A 25841-nucleotide genomic window follows, 5' to 3' on the forward strand; every position below is an offset into this window, starting at 1 on the left:
TGGGGAACTGAAAAGGTAGCTCATTAGCTAACCTTTTTCTATTCCTAGGTGTTGCACTTGCTTGTTGAATCTATGTAACCTGGGCGGCTCGCTCTTCATCCATTTTGATATGTTCATGGATATGATTGTCAGAACTAAAGCCAAATTCATCTGGGTTAGTGATATGAGAATACCCATGCATTTGCATTATGAATAGAAACAAACCGGAAAATATAAGTCCATAATTGGAGATAAGACTAAAAGGTTTAAATAGTGTTGATCTGCGTAATAAAGCCATCACAAGTAGCATGATTGTTAACGCTATAACTTGCCCTAGTTCAATACCGATATTGAAAGAAATAATATTCATCAATAAAGTATCTTGGTTTAAAGGCAGTTGCTGTAAGCGTGTAGAGAGTCCAAGACCATGAATTAAACCTAAACCGATAATCATTAACAGTAAGTTTGGTGGCTTAATACCTAGATACTTTTTGAATCCATCAAGGTTGGCAAAGGCGATATAGCAAATGCTTAAAGCAATAATGGCATCAATTAAAAAGTAATTGACTTGAATGCCATTAAATGTGGCATAGATAAGCGTGACACTATGGCCTAGCGTAAACGCCGTTATGTATTTAATAATGTCTTTGAACTTAGTTAAAAAAAAGATAATACCGAATATGAACAATAAATGATCATAACCTGACAGCATATGGATTGCCCCAATCCACAGGTAGCTTAGATTGCCGCCATCGATAATCGTTTGTTTTTCGGCTTCTGACATACCATGCCCAAAAGCCTGGCTAACTACCAGCATTACAAGTGCGGCTATTAACCATCGTGATTTTTTAAACAAAAATAGCATATTTTTCTCAATAACAATTTATTCAAGGTGTCGTGATAGCTTGATAGGGTTAAATATATTTTAGATGTGTGAACTGTTATGAGAAATGAGGAGGGGCGCGAGGGTTAGCGTCTGATCGCTCGAGGCGATGGTAAAAGAGATTATCTGTTAAAGAGGGTTCAAACCAGGCGGTTTGTACACAGGAATATTGTTGAAAATAACTTGGAACCGTTGCTTGATCAGGTATGTTATGTTTTCCTGGTGGGGGATTGAGCTGATTATCCAGTTCAATAGTATTAAAATCATTTGCTAGATGAAATGACCCTATTGTATCGGAATGGGGGGGTGTTAAATTGTGGGCGTGACCTTCCAATTCATGGTAGTGAATTTCATCATGTGTATGGTTTTCTGCTAAATGAATATGTACAGAAGCCCATTGCATAGTGATAAAAGCAATGATAAAGGTAAAAAGAAGCGGGAAGTGTTGTCGTAATTTGATCACGTATTTGTTTAGTTAACTTGTTTATGTTTTTACAATTATACTCAATTTATATTTACTATTGATTAAAGCTGTTTAGAGGGTTTAATTAAACCATTACAATTTGATACCTAGCTTTCCTAGAGCCCATATCATTAAAAAATAAACGACGGCTGTCATGCTTATAGCAATCATTAAACTTAAATAGAAGTTAATCTCTTTTTTTAGAAGAATGGGTAAAGTAACAAACAATGTGAGAGATGGAATGACAAGCCACACAATGCTGATTGATAGTTCCGATACCTTTTGAATATCTTTAGTATCAATATAAAGCCAGATCATTGCTAAAACAGACACAAGAGGGATGGATGCAAGAATGCCTCCTATTAAGCTGCTACGTTTTGCCACTTCAGATATCACAACGATCAGTATTACTGTTATGGATATTTTTAATAAATAATAAGGCATTAATATCTCTCTTATATAAAGGGGAAGCAAGAAGTTTGCATTAAAATTATATAATCATTAGGGGGGTGTTTTATGTTGAAAATACAATTAAGTTTATAAAAAAAACGGCCAGGTCTGGCCGTTTTTCTTTAAATGAACCATCAAAGCATTTTTTAAATATATTGTTGTTTACTCCTTTAATGCTTTTTTACTTTCTTCAAATTCCTCTTTCGTTATTTCGCCTTTGGCAAATCGCTTTTTTAAAATATCCAAAGCAGTTTCATTGTGTTCTGAAGCTGAATTGGAAGATGTGTTGAAGTTTTTTATCAATAAAAATATAACAATAATGAAAATTAACCAGAGTAACCACATTCCGCCTCCCATAAATCCCCAAGTATGATCGTAATTAAACATAGCGTTCTCCTTTTTAGGCCGTTACAACAAATTGCCCCATCATGCCTGCATCTTCATGCTCTAAGATATGACAGTGGTACATATAAGGTTCTTGATTGTTATGATAAGGACCAGTCGGTAACAATATTCTGACTGTTTCATCGCGATGAACAGTCACTGTATCTTTTAATCCTTGCTCCCATGGGTAAGGTTTTTGGCCATTTCGGTCCAATACTTTAAATTGAGTATTATGAATATGAAAAGGATGGTGCATCATTGAAGGGTTTTTAAGGTGCCAAACTTCAAAACTATTCGCAGTTAAACGTTCATTTATCACATTCATGGCCATCGCTTTTCCATTGATGGTAAAGCCACCTGAACCAAACATCATTCTAGGTCCCATTTGCATTTCCAGATTCATGGTTCGAGTTTGTGCTATTTCGACATTAGACCAGTTAGGTAATGGGATTAAACGCTCAATCATAAAGGGTTTAGTTGCTTCGGATTTTCTGGGGTCGATGTGAAATAAATCATAATCTCGATCCAACGTAGAAGAGCCTCTCATCATACCGCCCATTCCCATGGATAAATTGCCATAACCCGCCAGGGTTTTTAGTGAGAAGGGTTGGCGATCGGACAGATCAACCAGAATTTCAGCACGTTCTGCGGGCGATAAGCGAAGGCGATTGAGGGTTTGTGGTGTTTCCAATAAACCGCCGTCTCCTGCAATGACTTGAAAAGAACGTTTGTCCGAAAACATCAAATTATAAAAACGTGCATTGGAGGCATTATGCAGCCTTAAACGAATACGGTCTTTTTTAGGGTGTAAAACGGAGTTGGCTCGGCCATTCACCAGCATTGTGTCGCCGTGCATGCCTTGCATTTTGTTTATCCGTTCATTGCTGTAGATAAATTCTCCGGTTTCATCAAAAGCACGATCCATGAGAATGACAGGGAAATCATCTACTCCATATTCATGGGGCAGTCCAAGTTCGGCATCTCGTTCTTCATCAACCACTTGCATTTGTCCACCGAGACCACGCCAAACCTGTGAACCGGTATGTTGGTGCGTATGTGAATGATAAAATAATGTTGAAGGTTCGTTAATAACATCCCATTCAGCTATCCAGGTTTTTCCAGGAGAAATTGGTTGGTGAGGTCCTCCATCTTCTGTTGCAGACAAAATCATGCCATGCCAGTGGAGTGCCGCAACTTCATTTAGCTGATTTGTAACTTCCATTCGAAGCTTTTGACCTTTTTTGACCCGAATGACGGGGCCTAAAAAACTTTGATTAATACCGATTGTCTGGGTCGTGACATCCGGTAGGATTTTTGTTTTTCCTTCTTGTAGCGTTAATTTGAAGTGTTGTTGTCCATTAAGGTTTTGACCTTGTTCTAAGTCAGGAACGTAAAAATCCACTTTAGGAAAAATAGGGTGGGTAAAATCATTTTGTCCGACGCCCCCTAACAATGTTCCCATCGCATTGCCTGGATGAGGAAGGAGAGTCAGTCCAATCAAGCTTTTTTGTATAAATTGACGTCTTTTCATGTCGACTCCTGTTAGCTATGTGAGGGTTGTTTTTATCGGTCATTGATTCAAAGCCTTTTACGGGTTGAATCCGGATTCAGATGATGTTAGTGCTCCAATTGAGGATTTAGCCACTTTGATTTCTACGCGACGATTAGTGGCTTGGTTACTGGGAATGGCGATGCCTTTTTCTGTTCTATTGGGTTTTTTTGGACGTGTGTCGGCATAACCAATTGCTTTTAAGCGTTGTTTGTTAATTCCCGTATTAAAAAATACTTTTAAAACGGAAATGGCTCGACCCGAGGATAACTCCCAGTTAGAGGGGAATCGGATTGAATTGATCGGAGTATCATCGGTATGACCTTCAATCTCAATAAGATACTGGTGCAGAGGGAAGGCTTTTATTTCTTTGGCAAGGGCTGTGATTAATTGTTTAGACTTGGGTTCTAGTTTAGTGGACCCTATTTCAAAAAGTAATTCACCAGGAAGGTCAATACGAAGCTCGTTCTCATTAAGTGTCATGGCTTGAACTGGATCAATTTGGTTGCTTTCTAACACTTTCGAAAGAGTAGATTCAAGGTTTTGTAAAGGGTTGATTACTTTTTCCTTTTTCAAAAAACCTTGACCTAAATTGGTTTGTAACGCTTCAAATTTGTCTTGTTTAATTTCTGAAATAGAGAGAATCAAAATAAAAAAAGCTAAAATCAAAGTCATGGCATCAGCATAAGTGATGAGCCATTCGTCTTGTCCGCCTTCATTATCAACGGATTGTTTTTTTAAACTAGCCCGAGTTTTTTTCTGAAATTCGGGGTGCTCTTGAATTAAGCCAGCTAATTCTTTGTCGGAAATGTCTTTGTACAAATCTTTCATACATTAGCCTAGGTTCCAGCACGCTTAAATTGATAGTGTGGGTCTAAAAAAGCATTCATGGCATCCTGAATATGTGTAGGAGACCCTCCTTCCGCCATAAGCAAAACACCTTCTGTCAGGATATGGTTACGATAAGCTTCTAGCTCTTGTTTTTGCTCAATTTTTCGTGCAGCAGGTTTGAAAATTAATTGCGCCATCAAAACGCCATAAAGCGTTGTTAGCAAAGCAACGGCAAGACCGCCTCCTATTTTTGAAGGATCGCCTTCCATACTGTTCAGCATAATGACAAGCCCGACCAGTGTTCCAATCATTCCAAAGGCTGGAGCTGCAGAGGCCATTGCCATTAAAACTTTTGCTTGCATCATTTTGCGATCATACATAGATTGGCGAGTATGTTCTAATAATGTCATCAATTTGTCGCCTTTGTAGCCGGATAAAAGGTACAAAAAAGATTGACCTAAAAAATTTTGATCTTCATCCTTGGAGAGTACTACTGTATTTTCAAATTTACGAAGTCCTTCTTTTCGGACGATTATGGCCCAATCGATTAAAACACCGACATCATTATAAAGTTTGCGGGTATTTACTTTTGCCGTTGCCAAGGTAGCGAAAATTTCTTTCATGGCCAATAAAACGTTAATGCCTTCAAATGAAATCATTGCAACAGCAATCGTTCCTCCTAGCACCATTAATAAACTAGACAGACTGAAAAACATTAAATAATTGTCCGTGTTTAGATACACGGCAAGAATGAAAAGGCCTAAGCCAAGAATGTATCCCATCAACGCTGTAAAAGAAATGTGCATAAAAAACCTTATTTAAAATGGGTCGCTTTACTGTACTACAATAAATGGCATGACTTGAATGTATTATTAGGTCTTAAGATTATTATTTTTACTTACGATGGTTTCAAGTATTAATTTTGAATAAGTTATCATTTTCTCTTTCTTTTGGAAAGTGTCTTGAGCTTGTACGCTGTTTGACATTGAATGGTGAAAATGCATAAAGTACTAACTAATGGTTTTACGCTTTAGAAGTGTTTTGAGGTCAATTGAGTAAAAGAAAAAGGGAGAGGGCAGCAATAACAAGAATGTTTGTTGGTCAAAAAAGCCAAGGCGTTCCTCGGCTTTAATCTTTATTTAACCTTAAAATGAAGCGGTTTAAAAGTCGTAAACCAGCGTGATTAGCGTTTCAGTATCTTCTTTCTTCTTGCCTGCGGCTGGGTTGTCATTAAAGCGGTATTTAAAACTTGCTTTCATACTTAAATGACCGTTTAACTTAACTTTTAACCCAGTATTGGTTTCATAATGCGTTTGTCTTTCACCGGCATAAACCGTGGCATCCTGTAAGAAGCGAACATTCGGGTTAAAACCATACTCAAAGTTACCGTATAGTTTACCGATTGTTTGAGAAAAATCTTCTTCTGGGCTTTCTTTGATGTAGTCTGTGGATTGGTTACCGATACCGGCTTCAGCGGTCAGGATTAAATCTTTTTCCTGAATGAAGTTATACCCCAGACCGACTAATAGGTAGGTGTTTAAATTGACGTCTGCGAAACGATCATTCTCTGCACGAAGTTGCCCAAACCCGTAGGCATCTTGATAGTCTGAAAAGTACTTGTCTCCCTGAAAGTCACCAACATAACGCTCTTGTGTACGGACATTGTCTTCTTTTTTATTCTGTGCTTCAATCAGTGCTTTGAGTTTATAGCTTTCTTGTGTGTAGCTTGATTTTAGCGATGCAAACAACGATTCTGTATCCGTGTTACCCGTTGTGTTTGAATAACCTGCTTCCCCTGAGCCGCTAAGCCCGAGTTTTTGTTGTTTGGCAACACTTTGTTGAGCTGTTAATGCTGTTGTGAGTGCGACGAGGAGGATACGTTTTTTCATTAATACACCTATTTTCTTTCTTTTATTTTGAATTTGATTCGTTGTTAGATTGATTCATATGGACATCCATTTGAGGGTAGGGGATGCTAATATTTGCGTCATCAAATGCTTGTTTTACTTTTTCGTTCATGTCCCACTTGAGTGCCCAGTAATCTGAAGCGTTAACCCAGGGTCTGACAATAAAGTTAAGACTTGAATCTGCTAGTTCAGATAAAGCAACCAAGGGTTCTGGTTCTTTTAAAACACGATCATCTGCTTCAACCAATTCTTGTAAGATTTTTTTGGCCAATTTAATGTCATCATCATAACCAATGCCAAATACCATATCGACCCGCCGAGTAGTCTTGGCTGAGTAGTTGGTAATGGTTCCTTGGTAGATTTTTCCGTTCGGAATGATGACTTCTTTATTGTCGCCTGTTCGAAATTGTGAACTGAAAATGCCAATATGTTCAACAATGCCCGCAGTACCCGCCGCTTCGACATAATTGCCGATTCTAAAAGGCTTGAAAATAATCAACATGACACCGGCAGAGAAATTCTGTAAAGAATCTTTCAGAGCCAACCCAATTGCGAGCCCAGCTGCTGCAATCAAGGCGACCAGTGATGTGGTATCGACACCTAATTGGCTGAGGGTTGCGATGATGACAAACAGTAATAATAAAGCATTCAGGATGGACATGATGAAGTTCGCAAGCATTTCATCCGTATGGTATTTTGCCAACAATTTTTTACTGATTTTGCTTATGATTTTGGTTACAAAACGCCCAATAATAAACGTGAGAATGGCTAATAAAATATTGGTTCCCCAATCAATTACAAACGTTTCCCAAAATCCAGTCATATCAAAGTTGTCAAAATTCATAAGAATCCTTATTTAATCTGTCATGTATTTTTTATACGGATATAGTTTAATGGAAAATTTACGGATGTGAACTGAAATCGGCTGAATGAGCCTATTTCTACCTTATAAAATAAAGGGTGTTGACCTGGTCTTGGTTAACTAAAAATTGACCAGGCCTGGCTAATTTTATGAACCGTTTATTTGATTGCTTTATAAGCAGACAATACAGGGGAAACCAAATCAAACTGAAGCGGCGCGATATCCGGAAGCCCATTATGATATTTGACAGGTCTTTCGCCTTTTATCAAGGGTTGAAGATAATCAAGTGCCTCTTGTGTGATATCCATACCATCTTCAGTTAAAAATGCATCTGGCACGCGTTTTTCCAATTCGGCAACCTGATACAAATCAACGTTTTGATAACGCCAAACCAACGGGTGTTGACTGATAACATCAATGGTTGGTAAAACGCCATGATATCCCTCTAAAGCAGCTTGAACAGAGGCTTTACCTGCTCGATAAGCCATTTCCCAATCGGTTTCAGAAACCATATGGCTAGCAGAACGCTGAAGATAGTCCGGAACCGCACTGTGTGTCTTACAGTTGAAGGTATTCGCCACTAAATTCGATAAGGTATGGGCTACGCCACCAAGCTGGGTATAGTTATTGTTGTGAGTGTGTTCGATATTTTCAATTGAGATATAGTTGCCATGCTTATCGGTCAGACCTTCTGAAACGATACAAACGCAATACCCATGGGTTTTTATTAAGGTTTCCACGCGTTCAAGAAATGTCTTTTGCTCAAAAGCACGTTCAGCGGACAAGACAATGAGTGGGACATCCGGTAAAACAGTTTTGATTAATCCGCCAGCGATGGTTAACCAGCCGGTGTTTCTGCCCATGGCTTCTAGCACAAAAAATTTTGTTGACGTATTGTGCATGGAAAACAGATCCATGGTCGCTTCTAATAAGCTGGTTGCAATGTATTTTGCAGCACTACCAAAGCCAGGGCTGCAGTGAGACAAGGCTAAATCGTTGTCGATGGTTTTCGCAACACCGATGCAAGTGACTGGGTGGCCATGGTCTGAACAATAGTCGGCGACTTTTTGAGCGGTGAGCATGGAACCATTTCCACCATTATAAAAGAAGTAACCAATATCATAGGTTTGAAAGACTTCTAATACACGTGCATATTGCGCTGGATTTTCTTCGATGGTGTCCAGGTCGAATCGACAGGCTTGAAAAGCAGCACCAGGTTGCGTTTTTAAGTGGTCCAGCGTGGCCTCATCAAACTGAGAAGTGTCGGCCATGCGTTCTTCCAATACCCCGACAATGCCGTTAATGGCTGCATAGGTTTTTCCAAAGGTTTCAGGGTGACGTTTGGTCATTTCTATGACGCCGGCGGCGCTGGCATTTATGACAGCCGTGACCCCACCTGCTTGGGCATAAATCACGTTTTTAGGGTGAGACATGGTTTAAAAATCCTTTTGAAAGAATAAAGTCTGCTGTGCCAAAAAGCATTCTCAGCAGAAACTGCATTGACGACTAAGCAAGATTATAAGAGATATTAATGTGTGTTTGGCGTGAAAGTGTTTTGAACCAGTTTTCCTTCATGGCAGCTTAATCCTGCCTGGTTATGTAAAAACTGGCTAAAAGGGGTGCTTAATAGAAGTCCGCGCCAGCCGCTTAATTTAAAAGAGTCAGATTGAATCATTTTAAAAAGGTCGGTTTTATTGGCGATATTGTTTGGGTTGATGTTGTAATCAATTGCAATCTGTTGAATGAGTGCAAATCCAACGGAGATCAACACCTCTTCTTGTGGCGTTGGTGGGGTAGAAGGTGCTGGGGAGGTTGGCCAGCTGTCAGGTGATTCAAAAACCTCATCAATTAGCGCCACCCATTCTGAGCCGTGGTTTTTAACCGAAGAAGCTTTGATATGGGGAACTTTATAGAGTGCTTCTGGCGTTTTAGGAGGGCGCTTCGCAATCGCAACCAATACCTCATCTGACATGACCCAGCGTTTCGGTTTATTGTTGTCGATGGCAAATTGCTCACGCCATTCCGCTAATTTGTAAGCAATTGCTTTATTTTTGCGGGAGAGTTTTTTGGTGGCTTTAATTTTCTTACCGGCTGATTGGGTGTCGATTTTATATAAATCTTCATTTAAGAGAGCCTGAAAGTCTTCTTCTAACGCAGACTGTTGTTGCTTGGTTAATTCTGCTTGTAACTTTTCGTAAAGCGGCGCTAGATAGCGCACATCATTGATGGCATATTCCAGTTGTTTTTCAGTCAATGGGCGCTGCTGCCAATTGGTTCGAGTTTGGTCTTTTTCTAAGGTGAAGTCTAGTTCCGATTTCACCACTCTGGCTAAGCCTGCCAAGTCACCGTGATGTAAAAATAAGCAGGCAATTTGGGTGTCATAAATGGCAGCCGGCATCTGGCCGGAGACTTGGTACAATACTTCAATGTCTTGGCGTGCCGAATGAAAGACTTTTCGAATGCTGGGGTTGGTTAGAATTGACCATAAAGCGGTTAAATCTTCGATTGCTAACGGATCAATGATGGCCGCTTGACCGTCATGGGTTTGAATTTGAATTAAGCTGAGAATAGAAAAATAAGTATCTGTTCGAACAAACTCGGTATCGATTGCAATCCAAGGGCAAGTGTTAAGAAGCGCACAAAAGGCCTCTAAATCGGCTTGCTGGTCAATTATTATATAATTCATAGCAAGAAGTTTAAGGGCTTGTTTGCGTTTGAGCAAGCAAAACTCATTGGCTTTTTAAGAAATCTTCAATAAGATACGCCTTAGTGATAAAAAATTGGTTACAAAGTAGGGCGTTTTTCGCACCGACTTAAAAAGGAAGATCGTTGAAAATTCATATCTTAGGTATTGCAGGAACATTCATGGGTGGAATTGCCCAGCTTGCAAAATCAATGGGCGTCAGCGTCAGCGGCTCTGATACCGCTATCTATCCCCCGATGAGTACTCAGCTGGAACAAGCAGGAATTCAAGTTTCAACTTACGCAGAAGAATTTCTCCCTCAAACACCTGATGTTGTTGTGATTGGAAATGCATTAAGCCGAGGACACGCTGCGGTTGAAGCAACGTTGAATACACAACAAGTTTATACCTCTGGCCCTCAATGGCTGGCGGAGAATATCTTAAAAGATCGCTGGGTGGTGGCTGTTGCGGGGACGCATGGTAAAACCACCACAGCTTCGATGGTCGCGTGGATTTTAGAGCATGCAGGGCTTCAGCCAGGGTTTTTGATTGGAGGTGTGCCGCAAAACTTTGGGGTGTCTGCACGATTAGGTGAGTCGCCATTTTTCGTGGTTGAAGCGGATGAATACGATACGGCTTTTTTTGATAAACGCTCAAAATTTGTTCATTATCATCCTCGTACATGTGTACTGAATAACTTAGAATTTGACCATGCCGATATTTTTGATGATTTGGCGGCGACCCAAAAACAATTCCATCACCTTATCCGGACAGTACCGGGTAATGGGTTGATTATTCAACCATCCGATGAGTCGAATATTGATGAAGTCATTAAACAGGGCTGTTGGACGCCCGTTGAAAGCCAAGGTGAAAACGCTGCGGATGCTGACTGGGCGTATCGCCTGTTAGCAAAAGATGGCACGAGCTTTGAAGTTTATTACCAAGGGCAGTCCCGAGGGGAAGTGCATTGGAATATGACCGGGTTACATAATGTTCGTAATGGCTTGAGTGCAATCGCTGCTGCGCAGCATTGTGGTGTCCCAGTAGAAGAGGCAGTTCAAGGGTTGAATGCTTTTGAAGGTGTCAGTCGAAGAATGACGGAAGTGGGCAAAGTTAACGATATTGTGATTTATGATGATTTTGCCCATCATCCCACCGCGATTCAAACGACTTTATCCGGAATGAAATCACAATTAGACACTCGCTCAACTTCTGGGCGTTTGATTGCCGTGTTTGAGCCTCGTTCCAATACGATGCGAATGGGCGTACACCAGAGTCGCCTACCTGCAGCATTTGAACAGGCAGATTCGGTTTATGCTTTTATTGATCCTGATTGGAATTGGTCAATGCAGACGGAACTTTTTAAAGTCCCTGTTAAAACAGCCGATAACTATGATGATCTACTCGATTTGCTGGTAGCGGATATTTTGCCAGGGGATACTGTCGTGATAATGAGTAATGGTAGTTTTGGTGGGATACATCAACGACTATTAAATGCTTTACAGCAAAAGTTTTCGGTTTGATGCTTTGTGGTCAGAGCCAAAAGGGCAGAACGTTATGAATAAAAATTTGAAGCTAGAAGGATGAGTATGAATCACCAAGTCATCGCAAGAAAAGCGATTGAGCATTTAACGAAGCATAATATTAAACCGTCTCCAGTGACTTTTAGCATTTGGTTTATGTATTATTTGGGTCAGAATAAAGCACTCATTTCTAGAGTGAAATCATTACTCTCTACCGGCCAAGAAATCTCTGATGCCTCTTATGAAAAACTTTACGAGGTCTATGTCTTAAAAGAATATTTTAGAGATACTTTGGGAATTAACCGAAGTACCAGTCAGATCATCAATAAAGCCAATGATTTAAAAGCCAAGATTCACGAGTTTGTTGAAAGCATTAATGGACATAAAGACACATTAGGTGATATGCGAAACAGCCTGACTGTGGCTGAAACTCGAGAAGCGATTGAAATTATTCTTTCTGAAGCGATTATGGAATTGAAAACAGTTGAAACCAATTCGGTTGAAACTACGCTCTGGATGCAAAAAAATGTCAAAGAACTGGAGTCGGTTCAGAGTAATGTCATTGAAATAGAACAAAGCATGAGTCGTGACTTCTTAACGGGCTTGCCGGATAAAAGTTATTTTGAAAAAACATTAGCTGAATTTTTAAAAGAATCCATGTCAGGCGTTATTTCCAAAAGACATTTTATTGTGTTTGATATTACGGACTTGGATTATTACAACGAAGCTTTTTCTTGGTTACTCGGTGACAGTATTATTCGTTTGGTGGTAAAAATCATTCAAACCGAAACCGAAGAAGAATGGGAAATGATGCGACTGAATGAAGATGAACTGGCGGTATTCCCTCCGCCATCTTTTCCAATCCATAAAATTCCGGATTATATTGAACGTATTCGAACCATCATTCATAGCAAGAAAGTTGTTGTTAAAAATAAGAAGCAAGAGATTAAAAATATATCATTGAGCGCTGTGATTGTTAAAGTTGCGGTTTATGATGATATTGAGACGGTCAATGATAAAATTCAAAAAGGGCTCGATGTGATCAAGGAAGGTCAAAACGGCAAAGTCATTAAAATCGACGAATAAAGAATGTGGGCATTCCTTGAAATTGGTTTATTTATTTTATTGATGGCTCTTCTAGGGTGGGCTATTTTTAGCAAGCCTAAAAAATAAGCCATCACTATGTGATATGTTTTAAAAACGGCCAGGCCTGGCCGTTTTTTGATTTAAGTGCAATTTTATTAAGTTATTTATTTCTAGTGATTATTGAGCTTCATTCAGAGCTCTAACTCTTTTTTACGTTCTTCATACTCTTCTTTCGAAATTTCGCCTTTAGCATGCCGTTTCTTTAATATTTCCAAAGCTGTTTCATTCGGTTTGCCGGCGTTATTGGTAATAGTATTAAAGATTTTAATCAGTAAAAGAACAACGATAATGAAGATCAGCCAGAATATCCACATACCGCCTCCCATAAAGCCCCACATTGTATGGTCGTTATACATCATGTCCCTCCTTTTTCTAGGAGCCATTTCGTATTTATCGTCTCATCGCGGTTGCTGACCACTAGACTCTTTCAGATAGATAGAGAATGTGGTGTTTTTTTATGTTCACTTTTATTTTAGTCCTACATTTCAAAAAACGCTAATTAATTGGGTTAATGCTTCTTGTATGAGGTGGGAATAAGGGTTAGCTAGGAAGTTTAAATAGGCTGGCAGAAAGTTGGTATTCGGGTTGATAATGGTTTAATAAAACTTGAGACCATATCTGAGCATCTTCTGGCATACCTTGGGTTAGATATATGCCTACTTGTTTTAAAACGTTTTGTTGAAAGCTTTTCGAAGGAACTGCATTGCCTGCTAAGTTGTCTGCACTGAAAACAAAAGGGAACCCAGCCGACAGCGAAAAAATCCATTCAAGCGCTTGGGGTTTTATCTCGACTCTTTCAAACTCAGCTTGTTGTTGTGGAGAGCGTCCATCGGGTTGATACCAATAACCAAAATCTTCTAATAATCGTCTTTTAGAGCCAGCAACACACCAATGGGCGGTTTCATGTAGGGCCGATGCGAAAAATCCATGGGCAAAAATAATTCGATGATGGGGGTGATTGTTATTTGGGTCGGCAGGGCGATAAATCGGTTCATCTTCACAGCAAACCAGTTGGGTGTTTCTTAAAGTAAGAAAGGTTTGATTGAAAAGAGAAATCAGTGTGTCTTTATCGAATGTGTTTGTCATAGTTAGGAAATAGTGACCCAAAGAAGAGTCACTATTGATTTAAACGATATTAAAGCGTCGCCATGACTTTTTTCGCAGCGGCAATAGTATCTTCAATATCTTGATCGGTATGAGCAGAAGAAACAAAACCAGCTTCAAACGCTGATGGAGCTAAGTAGATACCTTCATCCAACATGCCATGGTAGAAAGTTTTAAAGCGATCCATATCCCCTTCAGTCACTTGTGCAAAACGTCGAATGTTTTTTTCCTCAGAGAAGAAGAAACCGAACATAGCACCAACTTGATTGGTGGTAAAAGGAATACCGATTTCGTCCGCGACACGCTGTAACCCGTTAACCAATTTGGTTGTCTTGGCTTCTAGCGCTTCAAAAAAACCTTTTTCACTGATGAGTTCCAGTGTTTTGAGCCCGGCTGTCATGGCAATGGGATTGCCTGATAAAGTCCCTGCTTGATAAACAGGCCCTAGAGGGGAAATGTGTTGCATCACTTCTTTTTTACCACCGAACGCACCCACTGGCATGCCGCCACCGATGACTTTCCCAAAAGTGGTTAAGTCTGGGGTGATGTTGTAGCGACCTTGAGCGCCTGTCAGTCCAACGCGGAAGCCACACATGACTTCATCAAAGATTAAAACCGCGCCACTTTCATCACAGACTTCACGAAGGGTTTCTAGAAAACCTTCTTCCGGCGGAATACAGTTCATATTTCCGGCAACAGGTTCAACAATAATACAGGCTATTTGATCCCCGATTTCAGAGAAGACTTTTTTCACTTCTTCCGAATCGTTATGGGTGAGGGTTAGGGTTTCTTCTGCCAAACAAGCTGGAACACCTGGAGAAGAAGGAACCCCTAAGGTTAACGCGCCAGAGCCCGCTTTCACCAATAATGAATCAGAGTGCCCATGGTAACAGCCTTCGAATTTAACAATTTTATCGCGTCCGGTATAACCACGAGCCAAACGGATGGCGGTCATGGTTGCTTCCGTTCCTGAACTTACCATTCTGACCATGTCCATAGAAGGGATTAAGTCACAAACCATATCTGCCATTGTAGTTTCGATTTCGGTCGGCGCGCCAAAAGAGAGTCCTTTTTCAGCTTGAGCTTGAACGGCTTTAATAACGTCAGGATGTGTATGACCTAGAATGGCTGGCCCCCAAGAAGCAACATAATCAATATACTGCTTGCCATCAGTATCAGTTAAGTAAGCGCCTTTCGCTGATTCAAAAAATACAGGGTTTCCACCCACACCTTTAAATGCTCTAACGGGTGAATTGACTCCGCCAGGAATGTGGGCTTGAGCTGCTTCAAATAAGGTATGAGAATTTGACATGGTTTTTCCTGTGAATAGTTGTGTTGCAATAAATTGAAATGAGCATTCACTCAATAACTTTAGAGGACTGTTTATAAATCAGGTGTCATTTTTTTGATGCGTTCGGTAACGATATCAAAGTCAACTTCACCGATTTTTTGATAAACAATGTTGCCATTCGGCGCAATTAAAAAACTGGTTGGAGTTAATAAAACGCCGCCGAAGGCTTCGGCTATTTTGCCATCTATGTCTTGGACAAATGAAAATGGATAAGGGTTTTTGGCGATGAATTTTTTTACTTGCTCAGCCGGGTCATAGTTCATAGACACAGCCACCAGTTCAAACTTATCGCCAAATTTCCGTTTCATTTGTGCTAAATGAGGCATTTCTGTAATGCAGCCTGGGCATGTTGTGGCCCAGAAGTTAACTAAAACCGGCTTCATAGGCTTATTAAGCTGAATACTTTCACCTTGTGCTGTTTTAACGGTAATCTCCGGCGCTTTTCCTAACCCATCTGAAAAAACGGTCAGATAAAGTAATGTGCCGAGTAAAAGTAAAACGAGAATGCCGAATAGCTTGCTGCCAATTTTATTCATTTCAATGCTCTGGATATCGGAAATAATATTGGTTTAACGTGGCATGCACCCACGTTAACCTTGATAAGCTTGAATTAAGCTTTGATGGTTTCAACGCCGTTAGCAGTACCACATAGGAAGATGTCAGCATTTCGCGCTGCAAACAATCCATTTGTTACTACACCAACAATGCTATTTAGTTCTGTTTCCATTGCAACCGGATCAGTGATTTCCAAGCCATGGATATCTAAAATGACATTGCCATTATCTGTTGTAAAGCCTTCTCGTAAAACCGGCTCACCACCGAAACGCTTAACGACTTCACGTGCGACATAACTACGCGCCATAGGAATTACTTCAATCGGTAGTGGGAATTTACCTAAAACGTCAACCTTTTTACTGTCGTCCGCAATGCATACAAATTGTTTAGCAACGGCTAAAACGATTTTCTCACGCGTTAAAGCACCACCGCCACCTTTGATAAGGTTTAGACCGGCATCGGCTTCGTCAGCACCATCAATGTATACGGACATTTCATCTACGGAGTTTAATTCTAATACCGGGATACCATGACCTTTCAAACGCTCTGCTGTTGCTTCAGAACTGGCAACAGCCCCTTTGATTTTTCCTTTAATTTTAGCCAGTTCATCAATGAAGAAGTTTGCTGTAGAGCCTGTTCCTACACCAATGTAAGTATCTGGAACGACATATTCGATTGCCGCCATAGCAACTTGTTGTTTTAATTCATCTTGTGTCATGTTGTTATTCTCTAATTCATTATTAATAATGGCGCATATTTTAATCACTTTAGCGTAAAAAGTATAGATTAAGTATGAGAACGCAGAAGAGATAAGCCTTTTAACTTAAACTTATCTTTGAATATGACCGAAGCACAAGGTGTTATTTAATAACACCCTGCGTTACGAAAAAGCTTATCAATGATGCATTGGTGTGCCGCCAGGTGATTGATACATCACTGGGGGGGCTTGAGTCTTAGGTTTTTCTTCAGTTAATTTAGGAGGAAGTTGGCCTTCTTTGCGTTCGTAAGTTGCAACCACCATTCCCATTTGAGTGACATAGTAATGCGTTGGATAGACATGAACCACTTTGTAAACCATTGGACGAAGTTGCTTTCCTTTCTCTGTCAATGGCTTTCCAAGCGTCATATACATGCCACACATGGTAGAGCCATTAACGACTTGTTTTTTTGCAAAATTGTCATGATCTTGAACGCTTAATTGTCCACGGCGATCAAGTTCTTTCATGTAAGAGGTTTTATCTGCATCAGATGTCAATGTGCTGTAATCGACACATAACTTAAGTGTTTTAACATCGTCCAGTGGATTTTTTTTATCCGCATAAGACGCTGTAGAGAAAGACAATGCGGTAGTTGCCGCCAGTGCTAAAAGGGCGAAGTTTTTACTCATCATGAACTTGAGGCCTCTGTTTTTTAATTTTGGTCTGATGAGTATAGAGACAAAGGTTTTTTTTTCAAGGGATAAGTCTGAAAAGAGTATGGATGAGTGATTGCCCGTGAGAGCAAAATCACTCTAAAAAGAATTAGTGGTGATCCAGATTGTTCATAGAGTTCATAACGGATTTCACAGGGATCATTAATGATTTTTGACTGCCATCTTTGAATTTAAGCGTCATAGGGATAGTCTGACCTTTTTTTAATTCTTTTTGTAAGCCGATGAACATGATGTGGAGCCCACCTGGTTGAAGTTTGGTTTCTTGGTGTGCGGCCACTGAAATGTATTTGATCTGACGCATTTTCATGACGCCATTGTCGTTAATGTGAGTGTGAAGCTGAACTTTTTTAGCGACGTCAGAGGTCGCGCCAACTAAACGGACTTCTTGTTCGCTGTTATTTTTAAGGGTTAAAAAACTGCCGGTTGCCATGGCGCCAGGAGGCACTTCACGAATATAGGCATTATCAACGTCAATAACGGAAGCGTCATTGGCAAAGACGTTGAAGCTCGTTATTGAGAGGCATGCCATTAAAAAAGTTGAGGTGAAATTGAATTGAAAACGCATTTTTATCGCTCCAGTTTTAGGGGTGTTGAGTCATGAAATGACGGATTTGTTGTGTAAAAATATCTGGACTGGTGGCATGGGGAAGTTGTTTCACCAATTCACCTTTTTTATTAATTATATAAGTAAATGCCGAGTGATCAACGGAATAAGTTGTCTCATCGGGTTTTTCTTGATGAATGGCATAAACCACACCGTACCGATGTGTGATCTCATCAATCGTCGATTTTGTGCCGGTTAAACCAATCATGTTGCTATTAAAGTAGTCGGCATATTGTTTTAGTCTGTCAGGCGTGTCTCGATTAGGGTCGACCGAAATGAATAAGATTTGAATTTGTTGTTTTTCCGAAGGGGTCAATTGTTGATAAGCCATGGCAATGTTGCCCAGATTAGTGGGGCAGATATCCGGACAAAAGGTATAGCCAAAATAAAGTAACACCAATTTGCCTTCGTAGTCAGACAAGGAAATCGGTCCAGATGAGGAGGTCAAAGTGAAATCGCCTCCATCAGGTTTTTGAGGAATAGAAGCGGTCGTCATGTTAGAGTCAGAGGACGTCAGGAACTGAGTGGGCGGTGCTAGCCATACAATGATACTCACTCCTATAATTAGGATGGTGATCAGGATTAAAAAAATACTTTTTTTCATAAAATTAAGAAGCCTTTAAGGTCTCTTTAATTGTCAAAAAAGGGCGTTTAACGCCCTTATGTGTTAACAATTAGCTTAATTAAAACTTCGCAGTTACTTTGGCCCAGTAGTTACGTCCAGGTTCGTTGTTTTTATATACCGTTGGGTCGACAGGGTCATAGCTCAAGTGATCATAATAAGCGTGATCCATTAGATTGTCGATCCCTGCATTAATTTGCCAGGTTTTAGATAACTGATACCCTCCGTAAATATCCAACGTGTTCCAAGCTGGGGTTTCGCCGTGGTTCGCTTCGGGAGTGTAGGCTTTATCGATGTCAGTTTGCTCTAGCGCAAAGTTCAAACGGCCACCTAAGTGCCAGTTACTTGGACGATAGGTTGCATGTAAGGAGCCGGTTGGGGCAGAAATCATTGCAATATTACGATTGTCGGTTGTATTACGACCTTTCGTTAGACTGAATTGTCCTCCTGCAGTAAAAGCCGGTGTCATTCTATAATCGGCTTCTAAGTCAGCACCATAGAGTTCGGCATCGACATTAACATACACTTCGGTTTTATCTTTGGCGGTTGTTTTAATACCGTTGTCATACTGATTGGTGGCTAAGTCTCTCAGGATATAGTCATTAACCTTGTCGTACCATACTGAAACATTCCAGTTGAGTTGTGCTGTTTTTTTGCCGATGCCTAAATCGATTTGGTTATGCTGTTCGGGTTTGATATTCGGGTTTCCAACCCAGCTGGTTTGTGTGCCACTCATCATCCCCCATTTCGACATAAATCTTTCGGTCGCGTCGGCCGTTCGTTTGGTGTGACTGGCACCTAAATACCATTTATAGTTTGGCGCAAACGTATTCTCAAATCGAAGTACCCCACTAAGATTGTCTTCGCTTGCAGAGTCTTCTCCATTGTAATCTGTATAGGTTTTGGCATAGACTGAACTAGGGGTGTTGCCTGGCGCACCCGTTGGAGCTTGGTTAATATTATCGGCTTTGGCATCAACCTGGTCATAGCGTAGTCCGACAATTAAATTGCTTTGTTGTGACAGTAGGGTGTTGGTTTCCGCAAAAAGACTTTTTGTTGTGTTTGTCACATCTGGCCACATGTAGTTTAACGAAGTGTTAGGCGTGACCGAGCGATTCCATAAAGTGGCATCTTTATTGATACTTTCCAATTGCATGCCGTAATCGAACTGTGTTTTTCCAAGATGGCTGGTTAATTTAATTTTTGCGCCATTCGATTCTGTTGAAGTCGGCGTTTCTTTCTTCATTGTTGGAGAAGGCGGGGTTCTGAGGTCGAAGTTGTTCATGACATGGTCAACCGTAGAACGGTATAAATCAATATCGACATCGGCAATGGCTTCTGACAATTGACGACCTTCATACTTTAAACGCAGCATCGTACCTTCGGTTTCTGGGGCATCCATTGCGGCGCCAGGATATAACGCATCTTCAGTGCGACTTTTCTCGGCAGAAAGCTTTAAATGATGGTTGTCACTTGGAGTCCAACCTAAGTCAATGTGGCCCTGGTTTGTGTTATAGCTCGATTTAACGACATCGCCATTTCCATCAGTATAATTGTTGGCATCTTTACGGGAGCCTTGAACGACCACATAACCGGTTTTGCCCACCGTTTGAACTTCAGCGTTGGTTTCGTAGTTCAGGATATTCGATTTTCCAATGGACACTTCCCCTGAAACAGGTTTTTCAGGATTATAGGTTGGTTTTTGACGGTTAAATAAAATGGTGCCTCCGCTTCCACCTGGACCATTTAAAACGCTGTTAACGCCTCGAATAACCACGATTTCATCATAAGAAGATACTTCAGAGTAGGATGTTGGTGGGTCCATTCTATTAGGGCATCCTCCTTCAATTTTAGCGCCATCCAAAAGAATATTAAGCTGAGCATATTGTTGCCCTCTAATTTGAGGGTCCAACCCATGTCCGCCTTTTCGTGCTGCAGAAACTCCGTTGATTTGACGAAGCACGTCACCTGTTTCACTGTTCCCATTTTCCAACAGTTCTGCGCTAGTGTGAGTCTCTTCCTGTGGTGCAGCTTCCTCCACGGTTGCGGCAACGGTTATTTTTTTCAGTTTGTCTGTTTCGGCATAAGATACTGAGCTAAGTGTCGATGTGGATAAAGCTGCTAATATAGCGATATAGAGAGGTGACTGATTCATTTCTAAAGTTCCTTAGGGAAAGGTGTTGTATTTGTACCCAGATGATGTCTTTATAGAATATTCTTAGAGGGCTTATTTTATTTGAGGGTATTGTACGTAATAAAATTTAATCAAAGTCTTAAGAGAGTGTGGTGACCCTGTCTAAAAGATTGCTACAGGATTGAGGAATTCTTAAGTCTTGATCTGGGATAATTTTCGTGATGTTACGAAGTCATAATGAATCAAGAAAAAGTTGCGGCGATAGGGAATTCAACCCTCAATTTAAAATAATGCTGGGTGGCGGTTTTGTTATGCTTCAATACCGTCTAAAATGTATTTTAAATGACTTTCAACCATAAGGAATCCTGAATGCCTGAAACAATCTTGCGCCGAGTTTTAAAAGCCCCTGTTTATGATGTGGCTGAGCAAACGCCTTTAGAAAAAGCTCCGCTGATTTCACGTCGGGTTCGTAATAATATTTGGTTGAAGCGTGAAGACTTGCAGCCAGTTTTCTCATTTAAATTAAGAGGCGCTTATAACCGTCTGTACCATTTAACGGATGCGGAAAAAGAACGTGGTGTGATTGCCGCGTCGGCAGGGAACCATGCGCAAGGCGTCGCGCTGTCAGCAACGAAAATGGGCATTAAAGCCGTCATCGTCATGCCTAGAACGACACCGACGATTAAGGTGAATTCCGTTCGAAATCTGGGCGGGGAAGTGGTGTTGCATGGTGACGCTTACGATCAGGCGGCGGCCCATGCAAAGACGTTGTGCGAAGAAAATGGTTACACCTATATTCCGCCTTATGATGATGTGGATGTAATTGCCGGTCAGGGAACGATTGCATTGGAAATGCTGCGTCAAAGCAAGCCTTTTGATGTGATTTTCGTTCCAGTTGGCGGGGGTGGTCTGATTGCAGGTATCTCGGCAGTAATTAAGCAAGTGTCTCCCGAAACCCGTATTGTCGGTGTTGAGCCGGAAGATGCGGCTTGCATGACCGAAGCACTTAAAGCGAAAGAGCGGGTCAAACTTAAGTCGGTCGGTATTTTTGCAGATGGCGTGGCCGTTGCACAAGTCGGTGAAATTCCCTTTCGTATAGCTCAAACTTGTGTTGATGAAATGGTGACCGTCAAAACCGATGAGATTTGTGCTGCGGTTAAGGATATTTTTGAAGATACCCGTGCGATTGCCGAGCCTGCGGGCGCAATCGCATTGGCGGGAATGAAAAAGTTTGTGGAAGAAAAAGGCGTGGCCGACTTGAATATGGCGGTGATTGTCAGTGGCGCGAATATGAATTTTGATGGGTTGCGTTATATTTCCGAACGAACAGAAATTGGTGAAAAGCGTGAAGCCATTTTTGCGGTCACCATTGATGAAAAACCAGGAAGCTTTAAACGTTTCTGTGAGTTGCTTGGCGATCGTCGCGCGATTACCGAATTCAATTACCGTTACTCAGACCGTCAAAAAGCTGTGGTGTTTGTTGGAGTGAGAACCGAAGGGGGCACGGCTGAAAAAGAAGCATTGATTAAGCAGTTGAAGCAATGTGACTATGAGCTGGAAGATTTGAGCGATGATGAAATGGCCAAATTGCACTTACGGTTTATGGTCGGCGGCCATGCAAAAGGGGTCGAGAATGAACTCTTGTATCGTTTTCAGTTCCCGGAACGCCCTGGCGCATTGTTACAGTTCTTAATTCAGATGAGTGAAGAATGGAATATCAGTTTGTTTCATTATCGAAACCACGGCGCCGCTTATGGTCGCGTGTTGGTCGGAGTACAAGTTCCACCGGAACAAAAGCCTGAATTTGAAGCGTATTTGGATAATTTAGGCTACCGTTATTTCTCAGAGCAAGACAATATTGGTTATCAATTGTTCTTAAAGCCGATTGAATAGGATTTCGGAACGAAAACAGTGCCGCCATCAAAAATGACCAGGCCTGGTCATTTTTTCATTCAAAACGTGTAGAGACGTTTTTCGGTGACCAATCCTTCTAAAGGAATGTCCCAAGGTTCGGGTTGAATGTGTTCAACTTGTTGGCATTCATGCGCCCAACCAATTAGTTTTGGCCGGTTATGACGATGGGTTTGCCAACGCTTGAACTGAAACGTCCGGTCATAAAATCCACCACCCATTCCAATCCGGTTGCCTTTTAAATCAAAGCAAGTGAGTGGCATTAAGACTAAATCTAATTGCTGACCGGTTAAATGGTGTTGATTCTGAACCTGCGGTTCTAAAATACCAAATTGATTCGGAACTAATTCACTTTCAGGTGTGTACTCGGCAAATGCCATATGGCGACCACGCAAGGTTTTTAGCACGGGTAAAAAAACCTGATGGTTTCTTTGCCATAATGCTTCAATGAGCGGTTCGGTATTGAGTTCGCCGTCTTGTGAAAAATACACAGCAATACGCTTGGGCCGTTGTAACCAATTAGATCGTAATAATAGATGAGAAGCGCTTTTAGCGTGAAGAAAGTGTTGTTCAGGGCTCAGCTGGTTGCGTTTTTCTCGACAAGTATTTCTTAAGTTCATGCTGTGATGAATCTCTTTAGTTACTAAAATCGATGAGACCCTGATATCTCAAACTTAAATAGGAATACGAACTAGGCCATTATCCCTGAACCGTTAAGTTCAGGTGGCAGCCTCGACTAAAGACTTAGGATTCTCGGACATAAGCGAGATTCTCACCGTCTAAAGTTTCTGGCCCCGGGATCATTGTTATCGGCAGGGGATTTGAACCTAGTCCGTATGAGTCATTATTATATCAATTTATATGGCGATTAATAGGGTGAAAATAGATTTTCTTATCAGTTGTTTTGATTGAAATGGGTTGCAAATTAAAACATTCTATAGAAGAGGGTGTGCTTTGATGAGACGGCTCAGTCTGTCAACGATTGTAAGCGCGGTTAGTCTTCTTTTGACGTACTGGCAACCTGAGTAATCGCGTCTTCTATTTGCTCGTCAAGACGTAAACAGTATTGCGTGGTTTCTTGTTTCATTTGAAGGTGGTCATAGCATAAGTTCAGTGCCACCATTAAAACTTTGCTTTCTCCTTTTAGCGTGGTGACTTGATCCAGTTTGTCTTCCAGAAGCGTGGCAGCTTCAATTAATCGTTCACGGTCTTCAGGCTCGCATGGAACTTCAAAAGTGTGGTTCATTAAAGATAACGTTAACATGGAATTCTCACGTAAAGGGGTTGTTTAAAAAAATCAAAGCTTGATGTTGAAACATTGAAGAATGTTTATCAATACACAACGCTTGCTAAATTATATATTACGCATTTAATTTGAGTTTGTCATCCTTGAAAAAATTTAAAAATTCCCTGTCTATTTGGTTAAGCAAAACGCTCATGGTATTATTTGCTGATAAATGCATGAATTCTAGCAAATAAGGGTCTTGTTTAAGATCTAAAAGACATTTGTTAAGCGTTCGAAAATTATAATTTAAATAAATAAAATGGATTCGTCTGGAATGGAATTTGATCAAATAAATGAAGCGTTACAACCTTACCCTGAACTGGAATCTCCGTCTTTTTTGCAAGGGATGCTCATCGGGCTTATGTGTGGTGATGCAAATTTAAAAGAAAGTGCTTGGATTAAAAAAATTCTAGAAGAAGCAGATGTGAAGTCCGTCAAAGAAAGCTTTTTGGTGGCGTTACATGAACTGTATTTAGAGACAGATAAATCGCTAAATGGTTCAGGGTTTGAATTAATGCTTTGTCTTCCTGATGAAAATGAGTCTTTGCCTGCTCGTGCAGCAATGTTGGGACAATGGTGTGAAGGGTTTTTATATGGCATGGGCTTGGCCGGACAGTCAGAGCAGAAGTTAACCGGAGAAGTGGCGGAATTATTCCGTGACTTTGGTGATATTGCCCGTATCGAAATAGATGGTTTGGAAGATGCCAGTGATCAGGAGGAATCTGACTTTATGCAGTTGGTCGAATTTGTCAAAATCGGTGTTTTGACGATTAATGAAGATCTGAACCCGGTTGAAGGGTCTCCTATTATGATGCAGGACGCACCAACGGATACTTTGCATTAATGGCAGTGATGACTTTATTTCAAGAACGTAGAAACGCATTATTTAAAAAAATGCCTGAGAATAGTGTCGCTTTTATTGCTTCAGGAGAAGAGAAAATTCGGAATCGTGATGTCGAGTATGAGTTTCGTGCTGAGTCGGACTTTTATTATCTAACGGGATTTACAGAACCCGATGCTGTTCTGATGCTGATTAAATGCTCTGGCGCCTCAAAGGCAACACAGCAAAGTATTTTGTTTTTACGGCCTAAAGATGAAGCGCAAGAAATCTGGCAAGGTCGACGTTTAGGGGTGGATAAAGCACCCGAAACGTTAAATATTGACCAGGCCTGGTCAATTGATGATTTTGAAGATCAGGTAGCTGATTTGATTGCTGGAGTGGATAGTTTGTTTTTTACTTTTGCGCAATTGTCAGAATGGTCAGATTTGGCTTCAAGCTGGATTCAGGCACAAAAAGCTAAAGCGCGCCAAGGTATTCAAGCCCCGACTCAGATACATGATTTAGATTCGATCTTGCATGAGATGCGCGTTATTAAATCGAAACAAGAAATTGAATGGATGCGTCAAGCCGCCCAAATTTCGGTCAAAGGTCATTTGGCAGCGATGCGTTCGGTGGCATCGGGTAAATACGAGTACCAAGTGCAGTCTGATTTAGAAAATGCTTTTAAACAAAACGGCTCCCCACGTGTGGCTTTTAATACGATTGTGGCGGGTGGCGATAATGCCTGTGTGTTGCATTACACCGAAAACAACGCGCGGATTCAAGAACAGGATCTTGTCTTGGTCGATGCCGGTGCTGAATATGCCTGTTATGCCGGTGATATTACGTCTACTTTTCCGGCCAATGGCCAGTTTTCAAAGCCTCAGGCTGCTTTGTATGAAACGGTATTGGCTGCGCAGCAAGCCGCCATTAACGCTATTAAACCAGGTGTGAGTTATGATGCCATGCATCAAGCGTCTGTCAGAGTATTGACGCAAGGGTTGCTAGATTTAGATATTTTGCAGGGGGATGTTGATCAGCTTATTGAAGAGGAAGTCTATAAACGTTTCTTTATGCATGGTACTGGTCATTGGTTAGGCATGGATGTCCATGATGTCGGGCGTTACAAACAACAAGGTGAATGGCGTACATTTCAAGCTGGCATGGTCGTTACGGTTGAACCTGGGCTTTATATTTCCAAGGACTGCACAGACGTTGATGCTCAATACCGAGGTATTGGGATTCGAATTGAGGATGATGTTGTGGTGACGGAAACCGGGCATGACGTTCTGACAACAGGGCTTCCAAGAAGCGTTGCGGAAATTGAACAATGGATGGCACAAAATCGTGATTAAGAAGGATC

At 41.0% G+C, this 25841-nt stretch carries 27 protein-coding genes; 5 read left to right on the plus strand and 22 right to left on the minus strand.

Going from position 1 to position 25841, the window contains the following annotated elements:
* Positions 1–70 precede the first annotated feature (70 nt).
* The 11 genes from P8629_RS09870 to P8629_RS09920 form a co-directional block, all read right to left on the minus strand.
* Positions 71–796, minus strand: coding sequence for a HupE/UreJ family protein (locus tag P8629_RS09870; protein WP_278165967.1), 726 nt, complete (start codon positions 794–796; stop codon positions 71–73).
* Between the two features lie 124 nt (positions 797–920).
* A complete protein-coding gene (locus P8629_RS09875; RefSeq protein ID WP_278165968.1) occupies positions 921–1325 on the minus strand; it encodes a hypothetical protein in 405 nt (134 codons plus the stop codon).
* A 93-nt stretch (positions 1326–1418) separates the two neighbouring features.
* Complete coding sequence (locus P8629_RS09880; RefSeq protein WP_278165969.1) at positions 1419–1769, minus strand: DUF3147 family protein; 351 nt, start codon at positions 1767–1769, stop codon at positions 1419–1421.
* 168 nt (positions 1770–1937) lie between these two features.
* Positions 1938–2162: an SHOCT domain-containing protein gene (locus P8629_RS09885; protein WP_278165970.1), complete on the minus strand. Its 225-nt coding sequence runs from the start codon at positions 2160–2162 to the stop codon at positions 1938–1940.
* Between the two features lie 13 nt (positions 2163–2175).
* Entirely contained in the window at positions 2176–3690 is a 1515-nt protein-coding gene (locus P8629_RS09890) for a multicopper oxidase family protein (RefSeq protein ID WP_278165971.1), read from the minus strand.
* A gap of 57 nt (positions 3691–3747) precedes the next feature.
* The gene (locus tag P8629_RS09895) at positions 3748–4539 is read right to left on the minus strand and encodes an OmpA/MotB family protein (protein WP_278165972.1); all 792 of its coding nucleotides are present in this window, start codon (positions 4537–4539) and stop codon (positions 3748–3750) included.
* An 8-nt stretch (positions 4540–4547) separates the two neighbouring features.
* Positions 4548–5345 (minus strand): motility protein A, encoded by a 798-nt coding sequence (locus tag P8629_RS09900; protein ID WP_278165973.1) that lies wholly within the window; start codon positions 5343–5345, stop codon positions 4548–4550.
* Between the two features lie 354 nt (positions 5346–5699).
* Positions 5700–6428: a DUF481 domain-containing protein gene (locus P8629_RS09905; RefSeq protein ID WP_278165974.1), complete on the minus strand. Its 729-nt coding sequence runs from the start codon at positions 6426–6428 to the stop codon at positions 5700–5702.
* A gap of 22 nt (positions 6429–6450) precedes the next feature.
* Positions 6451–7290 (minus strand): mechanosensitive ion channel family protein, encoded by an 840-nt coding sequence (locus P8629_RS09910; RefSeq protein WP_278165975.1) that lies wholly within the window; start codon positions 7288–7290, stop codon positions 6451–6453.
* 176 nt (positions 7291–7466) lie between these two features.
* The gene (locus tag P8629_RS09915; RefSeq protein WP_278165976.1) at positions 7467–8741 is read right to left on the minus strand and encodes a 6-phosphofructokinase; all 1275 of its coding nucleotides are present in this window, start codon (positions 8739–8741) and stop codon (positions 7467–7469) included.
* 95 nt (positions 8742–8836) lie between these two features.
* Positions 8837–9994, minus strand: coding sequence for a ribonuclease D (locus P8629_RS09920; protein ID WP_278165977.1), 1158 nt, complete (start codon positions 9992–9994; stop codon positions 8837–8839).
* A 143-nt stretch (positions 9995–10137) separates the two neighbouring features.
* Here P8629_RS09920 and mpl point away from each other — a divergent pair, with 143 nt between their 5' ends.
* Both mpl and P8629_RS09930 read left to right on the plus strand, forming a co-directional pair.
* Positions 10138–11514: a UDP-N-acetylmuramate:L-alanyl-gamma-D-glutamyl-meso-diaminopimelate ligase gene (gene mpl / locus P8629_RS09925; protein WP_278165978.1), complete on the plus strand. Its 1377-nt coding sequence runs from the start codon at positions 10138–10140 to the stop codon at positions 11512–11514.
* A gap of 66 nt (positions 11515–11580) precedes the next feature.
* A complete protein-coding gene (locus tag P8629_RS09930) occupies positions 11581–12600 on the plus strand; it encodes a GGDEF domain-containing protein (RefSeq protein ID WP_278165979.1) in 1020 nt (339 codons plus the stop codon).
* Between the two features lie 191 nt (positions 12601–12791).
* On the opposite strand, the gene P8629_RS09935 is transcribed toward P8629_RS09930, so the two are convergent.
* The 9 genes from P8629_RS09935 to P8629_RS09975 all read right to left on the minus strand — a co-directional run bounded on the left by P8629_RS09935 (position 12792) and on the right by P8629_RS09975 (position 20483).
* Positions 12792–13019 carry an SHOCT domain-containing protein gene (locus tag P8629_RS09935; RefSeq protein ID WP_278165980.1) on the minus strand — a complete coding sequence of 76 codons (228 nt, stop codon included), beginning with the start codon at positions 13017–13019 and terminating at the stop codon, positions 12792–12794.
* Between the two features lie 181 nt (positions 13020–13200).
* Positions 13201–13746, minus strand: coding sequence for an elongation factor P hydroxylase (locus P8629_RS09940; RefSeq protein ID WP_278165981.1), 546 nt, complete (start codon positions 13744–13746; stop codon positions 13201–13203).
* Positions 13747–13795: 49 nt separating this feature from the next.
* The gene (gene hemL, locus P8629_RS09945; RefSeq protein ID WP_278165982.1) at positions 13796–15076 is read right to left on the minus strand and encodes a glutamate-1-semialdehyde 2,1-aminomutase; all 1281 of its coding nucleotides are present in this window, start codon (positions 15074–15076) and stop codon (positions 13796–13798) included.
* Between the two features lie 71 nt (positions 15077–15147).
* Positions 15148–15651, minus strand: coding sequence for a peroxiredoxin family protein (locus tag P8629_RS09950; RefSeq protein ID WP_278165983.1), 504 nt, complete (start codon positions 15649–15651; stop codon positions 15148–15150).
* Positions 15652–15725: 74 nt separating this feature from the next.
* A complete protein-coding gene (rpiA, locus tag P8629_RS09955) occupies positions 15726–16388 on the minus strand; it encodes a ribose-5-phosphate isomerase RpiA (RefSeq protein ID WP_278165984.1) in 663 nt (220 codons plus the stop codon).
* A 177-nt stretch (positions 16389–16565) separates the two neighbouring features.
* The gene (locus P8629_RS09960; protein ID WP_278165985.1) at positions 16566–17060 is read right to left on the minus strand and encodes a hypothetical protein; all 495 of its coding nucleotides are present in this window, start codon (positions 17058–17060) and stop codon (positions 16566–16568) included.
* A 130-nt stretch (positions 17061–17190) separates the two neighbouring features.
* Complete coding sequence (locus P8629_RS09965; protein WP_278165986.1) at positions 17191–17667, minus strand: copper chaperone PCu(A)C; 477 nt, start codon at positions 17665–17667, stop codon at positions 17191–17193.
* 16 nt (positions 17668–17683) lie between these two features.
* Complete coding sequence (locus tag P8629_RS09970; RefSeq protein WP_278165987.1) at positions 17684–18310, minus strand: SCO family protein; 627 nt, start codon at positions 18308–18310, stop codon at positions 17684–17686.
* Positions 18311–18389: 79 nt separating this feature from the next.
* Positions 18390–20483 carry a TonB-dependent receptor domain-containing protein gene (locus P8629_RS09975; RefSeq protein ID WP_278165988.1) on the minus strand — a complete coding sequence of 698 codons (2094 nt, stop codon included), beginning with the start codon at positions 20481–20483 and terminating at the stop codon, positions 18390–18392.
* A 348-nt stretch (positions 20484–20831) separates the two neighbouring features.
* Here P8629_RS09975 and ilvA point away from each other — a divergent pair, with 348 nt between their 5' ends.
* A complete protein-coding gene (gene ilvA, locus P8629_RS09980; RefSeq protein ID WP_278165989.1) occupies positions 20832–22355 on the plus strand; it encodes a threonine ammonia-lyase, biosynthetic in 1524 nt (507 codons plus the stop codon).
* 59 nt (positions 22356–22414) lie between these two features.
* Here ilvA and P8629_RS09985 read toward each other — a convergent pair whose 3' ends face one another.
* A complete protein-coding gene (locus P8629_RS09985) occupies positions 22415–22993 on the minus strand; it encodes a 5-formyltetrahydrofolate cyclo-ligase (RefSeq protein ID WP_278165990.1) in 579 nt (192 codons plus the stop codon).
* A gap of 374 nt (positions 22994–23367) precedes the next feature.
* Complete coding sequence (locus P8629_RS09990; RefSeq protein ID WP_278165991.1) at positions 23368–23637, minus strand: cell division protein ZapA; 270 nt, start codon at positions 23635–23637, stop codon at positions 23368–23370.
* A gap of 295 nt (positions 23638–23932) precedes the next feature.
* Between P8629_RS09990 and P8629_RS09995 the strand changes: the two genes are divergently transcribed.
* Positions 23933–24502 carry a YecA family protein gene (locus P8629_RS09995; protein WP_278165992.1) on the plus strand — a complete coding sequence of 190 codons (570 nt, stop codon included), beginning with the start codon at positions 23933–23935 and terminating at the stop codon, positions 24500–24502.
* Positions 24502–25833, plus strand: a complete 1332-nt coding sequence (gene pepP, locus P8629_RS10000; RefSeq protein ID WP_278165993.1) for a Xaa-Pro aminopeptidase — start codon at positions 24502–24504, stop codon at positions 25831–25833. Before P8629_RS09995 ends, pepP begins: the two co-directional genes overlap by 1 nt.
* The last annotated feature ends 8 nt before the right edge of the window (positions 25834–25841 follow it).

It is taken from the genome of Hydrogenovibrio sp. 3SP14C1, assembly GCF_029625905.1.
GTDB lineage: Bacteria > Pseudomonadota > Gammaproteobacteria > Thiomicrospirales > Thiomicrospiraceae > Hydrogenovibrio.

Excerpts from the sequence above, each read along its gene's own strand:
- P8629_RS09870 (WP_278165967.1), bottom strand. The coding sequence starts at position 796 with ATGCTGGTAGTTAGCCAGGCTTTTGGGCATGGTATGTCAGAAGCCGAA.
- P8629_RS09880 (WP_278165969.1), bottom strand. The coding sequence starts at position 1,769 with ATGCCTTATTATTTATTAAAAATATCCATAACAGTAATACTGATCGTT.
- P8629_RS09885 (WP_278165970.1), bottom strand. The coding sequence starts at position 2,162 with ATGTTTAATTACGATCATACTTGGGGATTTATGGGAGGCGGAATGTGG.
- P8629_RS09890 (WP_278165971.1), bottom strand. The coding sequence starts at position 3,690 with ATGAAAAGACGTCAATTTATACAAAAAAGCTTGATTGGACTGACTCTC.
- P8629_RS09895 (WP_278165972.1), bottom strand. The coding sequence starts at position 4,539 with ATGAAAGATTTGTACAAAGACATTTCCGACAAAGAATTAGCTGGCTTA.
- P8629_RS09900 (WP_278165973.1), bottom strand. The coding sequence starts at position 5,345 with ATGCACATTTCTTTTACAGCGTTGATGGGATACATTCTTGGCTTAGGC.
- P8629_RS09905 (WP_278165974.1), bottom strand. The coding sequence starts at position 6,428 with ATGAAAAAACGTATCCTCCTCGTCGCACTCACAACAGCATTAACAGCT.
- P8629_RS09910 (WP_278165975.1), bottom strand. The coding sequence starts at position 7,290 with ATGAATTTTGACAACTTTGATATGACTGGATTTTGGGAAACGTTTGTA.
- P8629_RS09915 (WP_278165976.1), bottom strand. The coding sequence starts at position 8,741 with ATGTCTCACCCTAAAAACGTGATTTATGCCCAAGCAGGTGGGGTCACG.
- P8629_RS09920 (WP_278165977.1), bottom strand. The coding sequence starts at position 9,994 with ATGAATTATATAATAATTGACCAGCAAGCCGATTTAGAGGCCTTTTGT.
- P8629_RS09930 (WP_278165979.1), top strand. The coding sequence starts at position 11,581 with ATGAATCACCAAGTCATCGCAAGAAAAGCGATTGAGCATTTAACGAAG.
- P8629_RS09935 (WP_278165980.1), bottom strand. The coding sequence starts at position 13,019 with ATGATGTATAACGACCATACAATGTGGGGCTTTATGGGAGGCGGTATG.
- P8629_RS09940 (WP_278165981.1), bottom strand. The coding sequence starts at position 13,746 with ATGACAAACACATTCGATAAAGACACACTGATTTCTCTTTTCAATCAA.
- hemL (WP_278165982.1), bottom strand. The coding sequence starts at position 15,076 with ATGTCAAATTCTCATACCTTATTTGAAGCAGCTCAAGCCCACATTCCT.
- P8629_RS09950 (WP_278165983.1), bottom strand. The coding sequence starts at position 15,651 with ATGAATAAAATTGGCAGCAAGCTATTCGGCATTCTCGTTTTACTTTTA.
- rpiA (WP_278165984.1), bottom strand. The coding sequence starts at position 16,388 with ATGACACAAGATGAATTAAAACAACAAGTTGCTATGGCGGCAATCGAA.
- P8629_RS09960 (WP_278165985.1), bottom strand. The coding sequence starts at position 17,060 with ATGATGAGTAAAAACTTCGCCCTTTTAGCACTGGCGGCAACTACCGCA.
- P8629_RS09965 (WP_278165986.1), bottom strand. The coding sequence starts at position 17,667 with ATGCGTTTTCAATTCAATTTCACCTCAACTTTTTTAATGGCATGCCTC.
- P8629_RS09970 (WP_278165987.1), bottom strand. The coding sequence starts at position 18,310 with ATGAAAAAAAGTATTTTTTTAATCCTGATCACCATCCTAATTATAGGA.
- P8629_RS09975 (WP_278165988.1), bottom strand. The coding sequence starts at position 20,483 with ATGAATCAGTCACCTCTCTATATCGCTATATTAGCAGCTTTATCCACA.
- ilvA (WP_278165989.1), top strand. The coding sequence starts at position 20,832 with ATGCCTGAAACAATCTTGCGCCGAGTTTTAAAAGCCCCTGTTTATGAT.
- P8629_RS09985 (WP_278165990.1), bottom strand. The coding sequence starts at position 22,993 with ATGAACTTAAGAAATACTTGTCGAGAAAAACGCAACCAGCTGAGCCCT.
- P8629_RS09990 (WP_278165991.1), bottom strand. The coding sequence starts at position 23,637 with ATGTTAACGTTATCTTTAATGAACCACACTTTTGAAGTTCCATGCGAG.
- P8629_RS09995 (WP_278165992.1), top strand. The coding sequence starts at position 23,933 with ATGGAATTTGATCAAATAAATGAAGCGTTACAACCTTACCCTGAACTG.
- pepP (WP_278165993.1), top strand. The coding sequence starts at position 24,502 with ATGGCAGTGATGACTTTATTTCAAGAACGTAGAAACGCATTATTTAAA.